Origin of the sequence: Pseudomonas sp. B21-012 (assembly GCF_024749305.1) — a bacterium.
Lineage (GTDB): Bacteria > Pseudomonadota > Gammaproteobacteria > Pseudomonadales > Pseudomonadaceae > Aquipseudomonas.
Genome location: NZ_CP087197.1, coordinates 987791 through 1002354, shown reverse-complemented (window position 1 = coordinate 1002354; position 14564 = coordinate 987791). Strand labels below are relative to the sequence as shown.

The 14564-nt window shown below is 59.8% G+C and carries 16 protein-coding genes and 1 tRNA gene; 6 read left to right on the top strand and 11 right to left on the bottom strand.

Features of this window, described 5'->3' with window-relative positions; all coding sequences use genetic code 11:
- Window positions 1-27: 27 nt before the first annotated feature.
- The 5 genes from iscU to trmJ form a co-directional block, all read right to left on the bottom strand.
- On the bottom strand, window positions 28-414 hold the full coding sequence (iscU, locus tag LOY37_RS04555; RefSeq protein WP_002552476.1) for a Fe-S cluster assembly scaffold IscU: 387 nt from the start codon (window positions 412-414) through the stop codon (window positions 28-30).
- A gap of 46 nt (window positions 415-460) precedes the next feature.
- Entirely contained in the window at window positions 461-1675 is a 1215-nt protein-coding gene (locus LOY37_RS04550; protein ID WP_045196198.1) for an IscS subfamily cysteine desulfurase, read from the bottom strand.
- Between the two features lie 42 nt (window positions 1676-1717).
- Window positions 1718-2209: a Fe-S cluster assembly transcriptional regulator IscR gene (iscR, locus tag LOY37_RS04545; protein WP_036993915.1), complete on the bottom strand. Its 492-nt coding sequence runs from the start codon at window positions 2207-2209 to the stop codon at window positions 1718-1720.
- Window positions 2210-2362: 153 nt separating this feature from the next.
- Window positions 2363-3145 carry a serine O-acetyltransferase gene (gene cysE / locus LOY37_RS04540; RefSeq protein WP_115088644.1) on the bottom strand — a complete coding sequence of 261 codons (783 nt, stop codon included), beginning with the start codon at window positions 3143-3145 and terminating at the stop codon, window positions 2363-2365.
- On the bottom strand, window positions 3146-3904 hold the full coding sequence (gene trmJ, locus LOY37_RS04535) for a tRNA (cytosine(32)/uridine(32)-2'-O)-methyltransferase TrmJ (RefSeq protein WP_093388088.1): 759 nt from the start codon (window positions 3902-3904) through the stop codon (window positions 3146-3148).
- A gap of 145 nt (window positions 3905-4049) precedes the next feature.
- Here trmJ and suhB point away from each other — a divergent pair, with 145 nt between their 5' ends.
- On the top strand, window positions 4050-4868 hold the full coding sequence (suhB, locus tag LOY37_RS04530; RefSeq protein ID WP_010223469.1) for an inositol-phosphate phosphatase: 819 nt from the start codon (window positions 4050-4052) through the stop codon (window positions 4866-4868).
- A 126-nt stretch (window positions 4869-4994) separates the two neighbouring features.
- Here the strand turns inward: suhB and LOY37_RS04525 are convergent, their stop codons facing one another.
- The 6 genes from LOY37_RS04525 to queA all read right to left on the bottom strand — a co-directional run bounded on the left by LOY37_RS04525 (window position 4995) and on the right by queA (window position 11076).
- A complete protein-coding gene (locus tag LOY37_RS04525) occupies window positions 4995-5543 on the bottom strand; it encodes a glycine zipper 2TM domain-containing protein (protein ID WP_045196190.1) in 549 nt (182 codons plus the stop codon).
- 120 nt (window positions 5544-5663) lie between these two features.
- Window positions 5664-6575, bottom strand: coding sequence for a protein translocase subunit SecF (gene secF / locus LOY37_RS04520; protein ID WP_258716375.1), 912 nt, complete (start codon window positions 6573-6575; stop codon window positions 5664-5666).
- 9 nt (window positions 6576-6584) lie between these two features.
- Window positions 6585-8450 (bottom strand): protein translocase subunit SecD, encoded by a 1866-nt coding sequence (secD, locus tag LOY37_RS04515; RefSeq protein WP_045196186.1) that lies wholly within the window; start codon window positions 8448-8450, stop codon window positions 6585-6587.
- A 63-nt stretch (window positions 8451-8513) separates the two neighbouring features.
- Window positions 8514-8849 (bottom strand): preprotein translocase subunit YajC, encoded by a 336-nt coding sequence (yajC, locus tag LOY37_RS04510; RefSeq protein WP_010223473.1) that lies wholly within the window; start codon window positions 8847-8849, stop codon window positions 8514-8516.
- 47 nt (window positions 8850-8896) lie between these two features.
- Window positions 8897-10012: a tRNA guanosine(34) transglycosylase Tgt gene (tgt, locus tag LOY37_RS04505; protein WP_162195925.1), complete on the bottom strand. Its 1116-nt coding sequence runs from the start codon at window positions 10010-10012 to the stop codon at window positions 8897-8899.
- A 14-nt stretch (window positions 10013-10026) separates the two neighbouring features.
- Complete coding sequence (queA, locus tag LOY37_RS04500; RefSeq protein WP_045196183.1) at window positions 10027-11076, bottom strand: tRNA preQ1(34) S-adenosylmethionine ribosyltransferase-isomerase QueA; 1050 nt, start codon at window positions 11074-11076, stop codon at window positions 10027-10029.
- A gap of 108 nt (window positions 11077-11184) precedes the next feature.
- Between queA and LOY37_RS04495 the strand changes: the two genes are divergently transcribed.
- The 5 genes from LOY37_RS04495 (at window position 11185) to LOY37_RS04475 (ending at window position 14487) form a co-directional block, all read left to right on the top strand.
- A tRNA-Leu gene (locus tag LOY37_RS04495) sits at window positions 11185-11269 on the top strand.
- A 164-nt stretch (window positions 11270-11433) separates the two neighbouring features.
- The gene (locus tag LOY37_RS04490) at window positions 11434-12675 is read left to right on the top strand and encodes a tyrosine-type recombinase/integrase (RefSeq protein ID WP_258596503.1); all 1242 of its coding nucleotides are present in this window, start codon (window positions 11434-11436) and stop codon (window positions 12673-12675) included.
- Between the two features lie 244 nt (window positions 12676-12919).
- Window positions 12920-13840 carry a hypothetical protein gene (locus tag LOY37_RS04485; RefSeq protein ID WP_258716374.1) on the top strand — a complete coding sequence of 307 codons (921 nt, stop codon included), beginning with the start codon at window positions 12920-12922 and terminating at the stop codon, window positions 13838-13840.
- Window positions 13841-13918: 78 nt separating this feature from the next.
- Window positions 13919-14185: an AlpA family transcriptional regulator gene (locus tag LOY37_RS04480; protein ID WP_258716373.1), complete on the top strand. Its 267-nt coding sequence runs from the start codon at window positions 13919-13921 to the stop codon at window positions 14183-14185.
- Complete coding sequence (locus tag LOY37_RS04475; protein ID WP_258716372.1) at window positions 14182-14487, top strand: hypothetical protein; 306 nt, start codon at window positions 14182-14184, stop codon at window positions 14485-14487. Before LOY37_RS04480 ends, LOY37_RS04475 begins: the two co-directional genes overlap by 4 nt.
- Window positions 14488-14564: the final 77 nt, after the last annotated feature.

Sequence of the window (14564 nt, the reverse complement as noted above, 5' to 3'; positions counted from 1 at the left end):
GAGACTCCTTACCTGCAACAGGCGACCTTAGAGCAAACCTTTCTTCTGCTTGTAATCGCGCACGGCCGCCTTGATGGCGTCCTCGGCGAGTACCGAGCAGTGGATTTTAACCGGCGGCAGCGCCAGTTCTTCGGCCAGCTGGGTGTTCTTGATGGTTTCCGCTTCGTCCAGGGTCTTGCCCTTCATCCACTCGGTAGCGAGGGAGCTGGAAGCGATGGCCGAACCGCAGCCGTAGGTCTTGAACTTGGCGTCTTCGATAACGCCCTGCTCGTTGACCTTGATCTGCAGGCGCATGACGTCGCCGCACGCCGGAGCGCCGACCATGCCGGTGCCGACATCCGGGTCCTCGGCATTCATCTTGCCGACGTTACGCGGGTTTTCGTAGTGGTCGATGACCTTTTCACTGTATGCCATGGTGCAATTCCTTCCTCATCAGAGAGCCGCTCTTGCCGGCGACTACTTAGTGCGCAGCCCACTCGATCTTGGAGATGTCGACGCCGTCTTTGTACATATCCCACAGCGGCGACAATTCGCGCAGCTTGGTTACGGCCTCGCAAACCTTCTGCGCGGCGTAGTCGATTTCTTCTTCGGTGGTGAAGCGACCGAAGGTAAAGCGGATCGAGCTGTGTGCCAGTTCGTCGTTGCGGCCCAGGGCACGCAGCACGTAGGACGGCTCGAGCGAAGCCGAAGTACAGGCCGAGCCGGACGAAACGGCCAGGTCCTTGAGCGCCATGATCAGCGACTCGCCTTCGACGTAGTTGAAGCTCAGGTTCAGGTTGTGCGGAATGCGCGCGGTCATGCTGCCGTTGATGTACAGCTCTTCGAGGCCTTCAACCTGCTTGTAGAAGCGGTCGCTCAGGGCCTTGATGCGCAGGTTCTCGCTGGCCATCAGCTCTTTGGCGATGGCGAAGGCTTCGCCCATGCCGACGATCTGGTGGGTGGCCAGGGTGCCCGAACGCATGCCGCGCTCGTGACCGCCGCCGTGCATGGTGGCTTCCAGGCGCACGCGAGGCTTGCGGCTGACGTACAGCGCGCCAATGCCTTTAGGGCCATAGGTCTTGTGCGCCGAGAACGACATCAGGTCGACCTTGAGCTTTTGCAGGTCGATCTCGACCTTGCCGGTGGACTGCGCGGCATCGACGTGGAACATGACGCCGCGGGCGCGGGTCAGCTCGCCAATGGCGGCGATGTCGTTGATGGTGCCGATTTCGTTGTTCACGTGCATGATCGACACCAGAATGGTGTCTTCACGCAGGGCAGCTTCAACCATGGCCGGAGTGATCAGGCCATCGGCGCCTGGCTCGATGTAGGTCACTTCAAAGCCTTCACGCTCCAGCTGACGAGTGCTGTCCAGGACAGCCTTGTGCTCGATCTTGGAGGTGATCAGGTGCTTGCCCTTGGTGCTGTAGAAGTGCGCGACGCCCTTGATTGCCAGGTTGTCGGACTCGGTGGCACCGCTGGTCCAGACAATTTCACGCGGGTCGGCATTGACCAGGTCGGCGACCTGGCGACGGGCGTTCTCGACCGCTTCTTCGGCTTTCCAGCCAAAGACGTGGGAGCGCGACGCCGGGTTACCGAAGTTCCCGTCGACCAGCAGGCAGTCGCTCATCTTCTGGGCAACGCGTGGATCGACCGGGGTGGTCGCGGAGTAATCGAGGTAGATCGGCAACTTCATTGAATATCTCCTATCAGGCGGTCGCGCCGCGCGTCGAAACGGTCATTCGACGGCGGACGTCTCAATCTTGTCCAGCTGCGGTGCCCGGCCTGCGATACGACGCAGGTCCTGGCGCTGGGCGACTTCTTGTACCTCACGGCGAGTGACAAGGTCAGCCAGGCTGATGCCGCTGAGGAATTCGTGAATCTGCTGGCTGAGGTCGCACCACAGGTGGTGGGTCAGGCAGGTGTCGCCGGCGTGGCAATCACCCAGCCCCTGGCAGCGCGTGGCATCGACCGATTCGTTGACCGCGTCGATGACCTGGGCGACCTGAATGCTCTCCATGCTTCGCGACAGCTGGTAGCCGCCGCCAGGGCCGCGCACACTGGAAACCAGGCTGCTGCGGCGCAGCTTTGCAAACAGCTGCTCCAGATAAGAGAGGGAAATGCCTTGGCGCTCGGAAATGTCGGCCAGAGACACCGGCCCATTCTGCGCGTGCAACGCCAGGTCGAGCATGGCGGTCACGGCGTATCGGCCTTTTGTAGTCAGTCGCATGGCTAGTAGGTACCACGGGGTTACGGGATGGGAGCGAGTATGCTATTCCCGAGCATTTAAGTCAACTATAAGACCTAGTGCTTTAGTCGGGTTTACCGCAAGAGGGCGGCGGAATGATAGCAAACTAAGGGGCGCTTGCGCACGCCCCTTCTGTCAATGCGTCGACGCGTCGCTGCGGGCCTCATCCTTGATCTCGGCGAAGTCCTCTTCACGCAGTGCCGGCAGCTCCTTGGCGCAGTAGTCGCTGCCAAGATTCTTAAGCGCGCCGCACATGTCTTCCAGGCGCCCGTCGACCGCCTGCAGGTGGTCAAGCAACTGACCAATGGCGCGGGCCACCGGGTCGGGCATGTCTTCGCTGACGCCATAGGCATCGAAGCCGATCTTCTCGGCCATGGCCTTGCGCCGGGCCTCGACCTCGGCATCGGTCTTGACGATGATCCGCCCGGGGATACCCACCGCAGTCGCGCCGGCCGGTACCGCCTTGGTGACCACCGCGTTGGAACCGATCTTGGCTCCGGCGCCGACGGTGAACGGCCCCAGCACCTTGGCCCCGGCACCAACGACCACGCCGTCTTCCAGGGTCGGGTGACGCTTGCCCTTGTTCCAGGTGGTGCCACCCAGGGTCACGCCCTGGTACAGAGTGACGTCGTCGCCGATCTCGGCGGTTTCGCCGATGACGATGCCCATGCCGTGGTCAATGAAGAAGCGCCGTCCCACCTTGGCACCAGGGTGAATCTCGATTCCGGTCAGCCAGCGGCCGAAGTTCGACACCAGCCGCGCCAACCACTTCCAGTCCCGCCGCCACAAGGCGTGCGCCGCACGATGCAGCCAGATCGCATGCATGCCGGGGTAGCAGGTCAGCACTTCAAAGGCATTGCGCGCCGCCGGGTCGCGGTGGAAAACGCTCTGGATATCTTCACGCAGACGCTCGAACATCTATTGATCCTTGCGCTTATGCGGCTCGCCACGGGCCGCTTTCTGGGTTTCGGTGAGAATGCCGCGCAAAATACTCATTTCCGAACGATCCACCGAGCTGCGCCCGTACAGGCGACGCAGGCGCGGCATCAGGTGCCTGGGCTTGAGCGGGTCGAGAAAGCCGATATCGACCAGGGTCTTTTCCAGGTGCTGGTAGAACAGCTCCATTTCATCCATGGTCGCCAGCTCGCTGCTGTCGACTACTTCCACCGGCGACGCCTGCCCTTCCTGCGCCAGCCAGGCCATGCGCACCTCATAGGCCAGCACCTGCACTGCGGCGCCGAGGTTCAGCGAGCTGAAGTCCGGGTTCGAGGGGATGTGCACATGGAAATGGCAACGCTGCAGCTCTTCGTTGGTCAGGCCGGCGTGCTCACGGCCGAACACCAGGGCAATCTCTTCGCCCTGAACGGCATGCTCGATGACCTTGCTGGCGCACTCGCGCGGGTCGACCAGCGGCCAGGGGATGCGGCGCTCGCGGGCACTGGTGCCGAACACCAGGTTGCAGCCGACCAGCGCCTCTTCAAGGGTGGCGACCACTTGTGCGCCGCCCAGCACATCATCGGCACCCGACGCACGGGCATCCGCCTCGGGCGAGGGAAAATGCTGCGGATCGACCAGCACCAAGCGCGACAAGCCCATGTTTTTCATGGCACGCGCAGCGCCGCCGATATTGCCGGGGTGGCTGGTATTGACCAGAACAACACGAATATTTTGCAGCAAGGCGAGCGCTCACAGACGTTGCGAAGGGGGAGCAAATCTTACAGAAGCGACCGACTTTACGCTACGAAAGCAAATGTCACCCTTCTTCGCGCAAAGTTTTCTGCTAGAATGTTCGGCTTTCTTTAACGACCCAGGTGAAACGTCCATGCAGCCCATGCTGAATATCGCGCTGCGCGCCGCCCGCAGCGCCAGTGAATTGATTTTCCGCTCCATCGAGCGCCTGGATAGCATCAAGGTTGATGAAAAAGACGCCAAGGATTACGTCTCCGAAGTCGATCGCGCCGCAGAGCAGAAAATCATCGATGCCCTGCGCAAGGCCTACCCGAACCACTCCATCTACGGCGAAGAGACCGGCCTGCATGCCGGTAGCGGCGAAGAAGGCAAGGACTACCTGTGGATCATCGACCCACTGGATGGCACCACCAACTTCCTGCGTGGCGTTCCGCACTTTGCTGTCAGCATTGCCTGCAAATACCGTGGCCGCCTTGAGCACGCCGTGGTGCTGGACCCTGTCCGCCAGGAAGAATTCACCGCCAGCCGTGGCCGTGGCGCCCAGCTGAACGGCCGCCGCCTGCGCGTCAGCCCTCGCACAAGCCTGGAAGGTGCCCTGCTGGGTACCGGCTTCCCGTTCCGCGACAACCAGATGGCTGACCTGGACAACTACCTGGGCATGTTCCGCGCCCTGGTTGGCCAGACCGCCGGCATCCGCCGCGCCGGTGCTGCCAGCCTGGATCTGGCCTACGTTGCCGCCGGTCGTTTCGATGCCTTCTGGGAATCGGGCCTGTCGGAATGGGACATGGCTGCAGGCGCCCTGCTGATCCAGGAAGCGGGCGGCCTGGTGAGCGACTTCACCGGTGGCCACGACTTCCTCGAGAAGGGTCACATCGTTGCTGGCAACACCAAGTGCTTCAAGGCCGTTCTGACTGCCATCCAGCCGCACCTGCCTGCTTCGATCAAACGCTGAGTTTCTTCGGGCAGAAAAAAAGCACCCTTCGGGGTGCTTTTTTTTGGCCTGTAGGAGCGGGCTTGCCCCGCGATAGCGATCTAACCGTTACACCGCATCGCGGGGCAAGCCCGCTCCTACAGTAGATTACTGGCCAGCCTGGGCCTGGCTCAGTACCAGCTTGCCTTCTTTATCCAGCGGAATTTGCGAACCTGGGTCACGGTCCATGCGCACTTGACCGACCTTGTCGCCGATCGAGTACTTCACGTCATAGCCGACCACCTTCTCGCTCAGGTCGTTGACCGTGTTGCAGCGGGTTTGCGTGGTGGTGTAGGTATCACGCTCCTGCATGCCTTCCTGCACCTTGTTGCCGGCATAGCCGCCACCGACCGCACCGGCCACGGTAGCGATCTTCTTGCCGGTACCGCCACCGATCTGGTTACCCAGCAGGCCACCTGCCAGCGCACCGACCACGGTACCGGCAATCTGGTGTTGATCCTTGACCGGCGCCTGACGCGTCACAGTGACGTCCTTGCACACTTCACGGGGTGTCTTGACCGTCTGCTTGACCGGCTGCACCGCCAAAACTTCGGCATATTCCGGCCCGCCCTTAACCAGGCTGTAGGTGGCAACAGCACCTCCGGCTGTTACACCGACAGCACCCAGAACCGCACCCACCAGCATCGATTTGTTCACCTGAACCTCCTGATCATACCTGCGGAACATTGCCCGCCTTCTCCCTGCCTTGGAGCATAAAAAAAGGCGCGAGTTCAACACTCGCGCCCTTTTGTACGACCAACAGTGCGGGAAATTCCCTTATGGACGGTCGTCCACACCTTCGGCTTTCACCGTCGGGATCAGGTCTTCACTGTTCAGGTTTAGCCAGATCAGCACCACGTTGGCGATGTAGATCGACGAGTAGGTACCGGCCATGACACCGATGAACAGCGCCAGGGAGAAGCCCCACAGGTTGTCGCCACCGAAGAACAGCAGCGCGGCAATCGCCAGCAAGGTCGACACCGAGGTCGCCACGGTCCGCAGCAGGGTCTGGGTGGTCGAGATGTTGATGTTCTCGATCAGCGAAGCCTTGCGCAGAACCCGGAAGTTCTCACGTACCCGGTCGAAGACGACGATGGTGTCGTTGAGCGAGTAGCCGATGATCGCCAGCACCGCCGCCAGTACCGTCAGGTCGAAGGTGATCTGGAAGAACGAGAGGATACCCATGGTCACGACCACGTCGTGGATCAGCGACAGGATCGCACCCAGGGCGAATTTCCACTGAAAGCGGAAGGCCAGGTAGATCATGATGCCGCCCAGGGCCAGCAGCATGCCCAGGCCGCCCTGGTCGCGCAGTTCTTCACCGACCTGCGGGCCGACGAACTCGACACGCTTGACCACCGCCGGGTTGTCGGTATTGACCTTCTGCAGCGCCTCGGACACGCGATTACCCAGTTGCGGATCATCGCCCGGCATACGCACCAGCAGGTCGGTGGTAGCACCAAAGCTTTGCACCACGGCGTCCTGGAAGCCAGCCTTGACCAGTTCCTCACGGACCTCGCCGAGGTTGGCCGGACGCTCGTAGGTCAGCTCAATGAGCGTACCGCCGGTGAAGTCCAGGCCGAAGTTGAGGCCTTTGTAGAACCAGCTGAACAACGCCAGCACGGTCAGAAGCAGGGTGATGCCGAACGCAACGTTGCGCACACCCATGAAGTTAATGGTACGTAACATGGCAGCCCCTTATACCCACAGCTTCTTGATATCACGCCCGCCGCAGGTCAGGTTGACCATTGCGCGGGTGACCATGACGGCCGTGAACATCGAGGTGAAAATCCCGAGGGACATGGTAACCGCGAAGCCCTTGACCGGGCCGGTACCCATGGCGAAGAGGATGCCGCCGACCAGCAAGGTGGTCAGGTTGGCGTCGACAATCGCCGTGTAGGCACGGTTGAAACCTTCGTGGATGGCGCGTTGCACCGACATGCCATTGGCCAGCTCTTCGCGGATCCGCGAGAAGATCAGCACGTTGGCGTCAACCGCCATACCCATGGTCAGGACGATACCGGCGATACCCGGCAGGGTCAGCGTTGCCCCCAGCAGCGACATCAGCGCCAGCAGCATGACCATGTTACCGGCCAGGGCGATGGTCGCGATCAGGCCGAAGAAGCGGTAGATGGCCATGATGAACAGCGAGACAAACAGCATGCCCCACAGGGATGCGTCGATACCCTTGGTGATGTTGTCGGCACCCAGGCTCGGGCCAATGGTGCGCTCTTCAGCAAAGTACATCGGCGCCGCCAGGCCACCAGCACGCAGCAGCAGGGCCAGTTCCGACGACTCGCCCTGACCGTTCAGGCCGGTGATGCGGAACTGGCTGCCCAGTGGCGACTGGATGGTCGCCAGGCTGATGATCTTCTTCTCTTCGGTGAAAGTCTGCACGGCAACGTCTTTCTCGACGCCGTCAACCATCTGCTTGACGTAGCGCGTGGTTGGACGCTGCTCGATGAAGATCACCGCCATGCTGCGGCCGACGTTGCTACGGGTAGCACGACTCATCAGCTCGCCACCATGACCATCCAGACGGATGTTCACCTGCGGACGGCCCTGCTCGTCGAAGCTGGCCTGGGCGTCGGTCACCTGGTCACCGGTGATGATCAGGCCACGCTCGACCGCAGCCGAACGACCGCCTTCACGGAACTCGAAGGTCTCAGTGGTGGCTTTCGAGGCACCAGGCTCGGCGCCCAGGCGGAATTCGAGGTTGGCGGTCTTGCCGAGAATACGCTTGGCTTCGGCGGTGTCCTGCACGCCTGGCAGCTCGACCACGATGCGGTTGGCACCCTGGCGCTGAACCAGTGGCTCGGCTACACCCAGCTCGTTGACGCGGTTACGTACCGTGGTCAGGTTCTGCTTGATCGAGTATTCACGGATTTCCGCGACCTTGGCCGGGGTAATCGCCAGGCGCAGCACCGACAGACCGTTGCGCTCGGTGGTGGTCAGCTCGAAATCGTTGAAATTCTTGCGGATCAGGCTGCGGGCCTGTTCGCGGGATTCGTCATCGGAGAAGCCCAGCTGGATGCCGCCATCTTGTTGCGGCAGGCTGCGATAGCGCACGCGCTCTTTGCGCAGCAGGCTCTTGACTTCGCCTTCGTAGACTTTCAGGCGCGCCGACATGGCCTTGTCCATGTCCACTTCAAGCAGGAAGTGCACACCACCGGAAAGGTCCAGGCCCAGCTTCATCGGGCTTGCGCCCAGGTTGCGCAGCCATTGCGGGGTAGTCGGGGCCAGGTTGAGCGCTACTACATAGTCGTCGCCCAGTGCCTTGCGCACTACATCCTTGGCTGGCAGTTGGTCTTCCTGTTTGCTCAGGCGCACCAGCCCAACCTTGCCCTTCTCGCCCAGGCTCGCGGCCTTGACCTGGATACCGGACTCGTTGAGCGCCTTGCTCACGCGGTCCAGATCGGCCTGAGTGACCTGCAGTGCAGTACTGGCACCGCTGACCTGAACGGCCGGATCATCAGGGTAGAGGTTGGGAGCGGAATAAATAAAACCGATCGCCAGTACCACCAGGATCAGTGCGTATTTCCACAGAGGGTATTTGTTCAGCATCACGCCGCCCGTTCAAGACGCGGGGCGCCTTGCGCGCCCCGTCGATTGGTAAAAAACTGAAACTTAGATCGCTTTGAGCGTGCCTTTAGGCAGGGTCGCGGCTACGGCGCCCTTCTGGAACTTCAGCTCGACGTTGTCGGACACTTCCAGAACCACGAAGTCGTCGGCAACTTTGACGATCTTGCCGGCGATACCGCCGTTGGTGACAACTTCGTCACCTTTTTGCAGGTTGCTCAGCAGGTTTTTCTGCTCTTTGGCACGTTTGGCCTGCGGGCGCCAGATCATCAGGTAGAAGATGACCAGGAAACCGACCAGGAAAATCCACTCGAAGCCAGTACCGGCTGGGCCGGCGGCTGGGGCAGCTGCGTCCGCGTATGCGGCAGGGATCAGAAAGCTCATTTAGCACTCCAGTTGCAAATCAGTACTTGTTAGGGATCGACAGAACATCAGTCCAAGGGCGGCACAGGCAGCCCGCGCTTGGCGTAAAAGGCATCGACAAAGGCGGCCAATGTACCTTGTTGAATAGCCTCGCGTAAACCAGCCATCAAGCGCTGGTAATGACGCAAGTTATGGATCGTATTCAACATACTGCCCAACATTTCGCCGCATTTATCCAGATGATGCAGATACGCGCGGGAGAAGTTCTGGCAGGTATAGCAATCGCAGGTCGCGTCCAGGGGCGAATCATCGTGGCGATGGAACGCGTTACGGATTTTCAGCACGCCGGTATCGACAAACAGATGGCCGTTGCGCGCGTTGCGCGTGGGCATCACGCAATCGAACATGTCGACGCCGCGGCGCACACCCTCAACGAGATCTTCCGGCTTGCCTACCCCCATAAGGTAACGAGGTTTGTCAGCCGGCATCCGCCCTGGCAGGTAGTCCAGGACCTTGATCATTTCGTGCTTGGGCTCGCCCACCGACAGGCCGCCGATGGCCAGGCCGTCGAAGCCGATCTTTTCCAGGCCTTCGAGCGAGCGCATGCGCAGATTCTCGTGCATGCCACCCTGAACGATGCCGAACAGCGCCGCAGTGCTGTCGCCGTGGGCGTTCTTCGAGCGCTGTGCCCAGCGCAGGGACAACTCCATGGACACCCGGGCGACGTCTTCATCGGCCGGGTACGGGGTGCATTCGTCGAAGATCATCACCACGTCCGAGCCCAGGTCACGCTGGACCTGCATCGACTCTTCCGGGCCCATGAACACCTTGGAGCCGTCGACCGGCGAGGCGAAGGTCACGCCCTCTTCGCGGATCTTGCGCATGGCGCCCAGGCTGAACACCTGGAAACCGCCGGAGTCGGTGAGGATCGGGCCCTGCCACTTCATGAAGTCGTGCAGGTCGCCGTGGGCCTTGATCACCTCGGTGCCCGGGCGCAGCCACAGGTGGAAGGTGTTGCCGAGGATCATGTGCGCGCCGATCGCCTCGATGTCGCGCGGCAGCATGCCCTTGACCGTGCCATAGGTGCCCACCGGCATGAACGCCGGGGTCTCGACCACGCCACGCGGGAAAGTCAGGCGGCCGCGACGGGCCTTGCCGTCAGTGGCGAGCAATTCGAAGGACATACGACAGGTGCGACTCATGCTTGATCCTCGGGGCCGCGTGGCGCCGGATTGCGGGTGATGAACATGGCATCACCGTAACTGAAGAAGCGGTACCCGTGTTCGACCGCCGCCGCGTAGGCAGCCATGGTCTCGGGGTAACCGGCGAAGGCCGAAACCAGCATCAGCAGCGTGGATTCAGGCAAATGGAAGTTGGTCACCAGGGCATCGACCACATGGAACGGCCGGCCCGGGAAGATGAAGATATCGGTATCGCCACTGAAGGCCTTGAGCTCGCCATCACGGGCGGCGCTTTCCAGCGAACGCACGCTGGTGGTGCCCACGGCAACCACGCGCCCGCCACGGGCCCGGCAGGCAGCCACGGCGTCAACCACATCCTGGCTGACCTCCAGCCACTCTTTATGCATGTGGTGATCTTCGATGCGCTCGACCCGCACCGGCTGGAAGGTACCAGCACCTACATGCAGAGTGACAAAGGCGGTTTCCACACCCTTGGCGGCGATTTTGGCCAGCAGTTCTTCGTCGAAGTGCAGGCCGGCGGTTGGCGCGGCCACGGCGCCAGCGCGCTCGGCGTACACCGTCTGGTAGCGCTCGCGGTCGGCGCCTTCATCCGGACGGTCGATATACGGCGGCAGCGGCATGTGGCCAACGCGATCAAGCAGCGGCAGCACCTCCTCGGCAAAACGCAGCTCGAACAGCGCATCGTGACGGGCGAACATCTCGGCCTCGCCACCGCCATCGATGAGAATCTGCGTGCCAGGCTTGGGCGCCTTGCTCGAACGCACGTGGGCCAGTACCCGGTGGCTGTCGAGCACGCGCTCGACGAGGATTTCCAGCTTGCCGCCGCTGGCCTTCTGGCCGAACAGACGCGCCGGAATCACCCGGGTATTGTTGAACACCATCAGATCGCCCGGGCGCAGATGCTCGAGCAGGTCGGTGAACTGGCGATGCGCCAGTGCCCCGCTCGGCCCGTCCAGGGTCAACAGCCGGCTGCTATGGCGCTGCGCCAGCGGATGGCGAGCGATCAGGGAATCAGGGAGCTCAAAGGAGAAATCGGCGACGCGCATGATGGTGTTCGGTTCGACAGGGCCGGAAAGTTTAGCCGAAACCGTGAAAATTGACCATGAAAGCTGATTGACCAACGGTAGGCGCCTCTCTATACTTCGCCGCCACAAGCCCTGATGGCGGAATTGGTAGACGCGGCGGATTCAAAATCCGTTTTCGAAAGGAGTGGGAGTTCGAGTCTCCCTCGGGGCACCAAACAGCAGTATCTGAGAGTCTCTAACAGCCTCTCAGACCCAAAGAAACCGGCCACTTGGCCGGTTTTTTTGTGCCTATCTATCTACCCCTGTCTCCCCCTATCCGTTGTATCCCTGTATCCCTGCTTGTATCCTGAGAAAAATACCGAACTTTGGGATACAAGGATGAAGCGCGCAGACATCAAGCGCCGCCCTCTCGCTGACACGACACTTGCGGGATTGGAGCCGGAATCAAAGGAGTACCGCGAGCTGGACGGCAGCGGCCTCTACTTCAGGGTTAAACCTGATGGCGGTAAGTCCTGGCAGCTTCGCTATAAACGTCCGACGGGCAACTGGGCCTGGATGGGACTTGGAGGCTATCCGGAGGTAAGTGGTGCGTTGGCACGAGACAAAGCTGCCGAACTGCGCAAGGTAGTGAGTAGCGGCGCCGATCCTCTCGAACAGAAGCGATCCGCCAAAGCAGCCATTGATGCAGCCAAGACACGCACCTTCAGAGCTGCTGCTGATGCCTGGCTCAAGGCAAAAGAAGAGAAGGGTCTTGCCCCTTCCACCCTCAATAAAATCCGTACCTATCTCGACAAAGACATTCTCCCTGCCTTGGGAGACAAACCTCTCGATGAGATCACTCGCACCGATTGCGCCGAACTCCAAGCCTCTATCGAAGCCCGAGACGCACACAACGTAGCGGAAAAATGCCGCACCTGGATCAATCAGATTTTCGGGAGAGCCATCGGTTTAGGCCTTACGGAAAACGACCCGGGAAGCCGTCTTAGGGATATCGCAGCACAGGCCCCTAAGACTCAACAACACCCGCATTTACTAGAACCAGAGTTAGGTTACTTTCTTACTGCACTGAAGAACACCCCAAGTAGGCTGACGGCCCGAACCGCTGCTTGGCTTTGCATCTGGACTGCCTCACGACCAGGCATGGTTCGCCTAGCCGAATGGAAAGAGTTCGACCTCGACAAAGCAACTTGGACGACACCAGCCGCAAAGATGAAGATGCGCAGAGACTTTGTGTGCCCACTACCACATCAAGCAGTTTCAGCCTTAAAAGAACTTCATTGCCTGACTGGCCGTAGTCGTTGGCTGTTTCCCGGAGTCGGCGCCAAAAACCCAACCATCAGTGAAAATACGATAAACAAAGTCTTCGCCACCATTGGATACAAAGGCCGGCTTGTAGGCCACGGTACTCGACATACTGCAAGCACATTACTTCGAGAGCATGGCTGGCCCAAAGAACATGTTGAAGCCCAACTAGCCCATAAAGAGGAAGGAATTTCAGGGGTGTACAACAAGGCTCAATATCTTGAGCACCGCATAACAATGATGCAGTGGTACGCCGACTACCTAGACGCCCTAGAGCGAGGGAACGTTGTCCAGGGTCAGTTCGACAAAGCCCAATGAAGGTGACTACCCTACCCCCACTCAAAAACCGTGTTACGCGTGTTACTCGTGTAACGACAACACTCAACCACTTGAAATCATTGGTATTTTTTTACGTCACACGTTCTACCCTATGTCCGTACACCTCGTGTAACGCGGCCTCGGCGTGTAACGGCCATTGGACCACCCCCTCCCTGCTGGCCCGGTCCCCAGATTGCGCACCACGCTGGATTGATGCTCCGCTATCGGGGCGTGGGGCAGCCTAATGGACGACTTGAACATTGAAGCTTTGGGACTCGAAATAGCGGGTGTGGACGTGCACTCCCTAATGCGAGATCTAGACGAGATTGAACTCGCTGTCAGTGAGTTAACGCTTTACGGTCAGTTCTATGAGCACTTCAAAGAAGGCTTTGGGCTCATCCAGCATGCCGTGCACTTTTGGCTTGAGGACGGCGCATACAACCAATGCGCGGAGTCGACCATACAGACCATGTTTCGCCAGCGAGACGTCATTGAGGAGCACTTCAGCTTTTCTGAAGCAACCTCATTGCCATTCATCATTAGGCAATTCGTTGGTACAGATCACCCCGCCAGCGATTCACAGCTCACCGCAACCTATGCGCTTGTCCAGGCAGTGCAAGCAGTTGAAGTCCTCGCAAACTGGCTGTTCGACCTGGAACTAGGCGCCTATGACATTGAAGTCGACCTGGTCGAATCGTTGCGGCAAGCGGACCCAAAAGAATACACAAAGCTGGTGGAGAAGGTTCGAGACAGAAGTAGCGGCTTAGAAATTAGAAGCCGGGAAGACTTCGCACTTTTCAAAGCAGAGGCCGAAAAGGTGTTAATGCTGGCGTCTCTGTACAGGCAAATCGACGACTTCGAGGCTTCAAGCCCTGACTCCGACTTACACAGCTTTATGCGCCAAGTCCTTGCCAGCGCGTCTACAACTCAAGCATCGCAACGCGGGAAGATCGCGGGCAAAGGCAACAGCCATCCTGAGTCAGAAATACAGCAGGCGGCCCAAAAAAGACGTGATCGAATATGCAGCGCGGCCGACCGTCATATTTCAGGAAACCCAAAAATATCGGGAACTGACTTGATTAGAGAGATCGTTAAAAAAGACAAAATAGCGTCGATCCCGACCGTCAGAAAATATCTCGAACTGGATGGCTACCTACCCCGATAGCCAGTAAAAAAAGCAAACCATGTTTGCTTTTTTTTTGCTCCCTAATCTGTGCCTGTCTCTCTCTTTACAGGCACGACTATGACTCCCTCCGCGACGTCCACAACCAACCACCGACCTCATAGCGACCCTTCGACAACCCTGATCAGAATTTCTGAAGTCATGGCCATCGTCGGCCTTGCCCGCCCCACGATTTACAAGCTTATGCAGTGCCCCAAAACGGGTTTTCCACGTCCCGTCAAACTCAGCAACAGCAACGCCCGTGGCGCTCCTGTGGCCTGGGTTCTTTCTGAAGTACAGGCGTGGGCACGCAGCCGCATCGAGGCCCGTGATCAGGTGGCCGCATGAATCTCAAGACTGCTCAAAACGCCAAGATGTATCCCTTCTCCAAACTGCGCCAGATCGGCTTCTCGCAACGCCTCATGCAGCGCCTCGAGCGCTACCGCAGCCAGCAGGAAAAACAGGGCCGTGTAGTCAGCGTATTGAGCTGGGACGACGGCACCTGGTGCGCCCTCTCACTTCACTGCGAAGAGTTCGCGATGGTGATCGTCGATGAAGGCCAGCAGATCGACGCCTACGAAGACGCTCGCTCCTGCATCGATGGCGACTTCCTTCCTCTGCTGTCCCTGCGCTGGGAAATCCATGCCTGAAACGAAAACGCCCCCGGGGGCAATCCGGAGGCGTTGAGGTCAATCTACATGCACAAACAATTTATGCCGCACCTGAA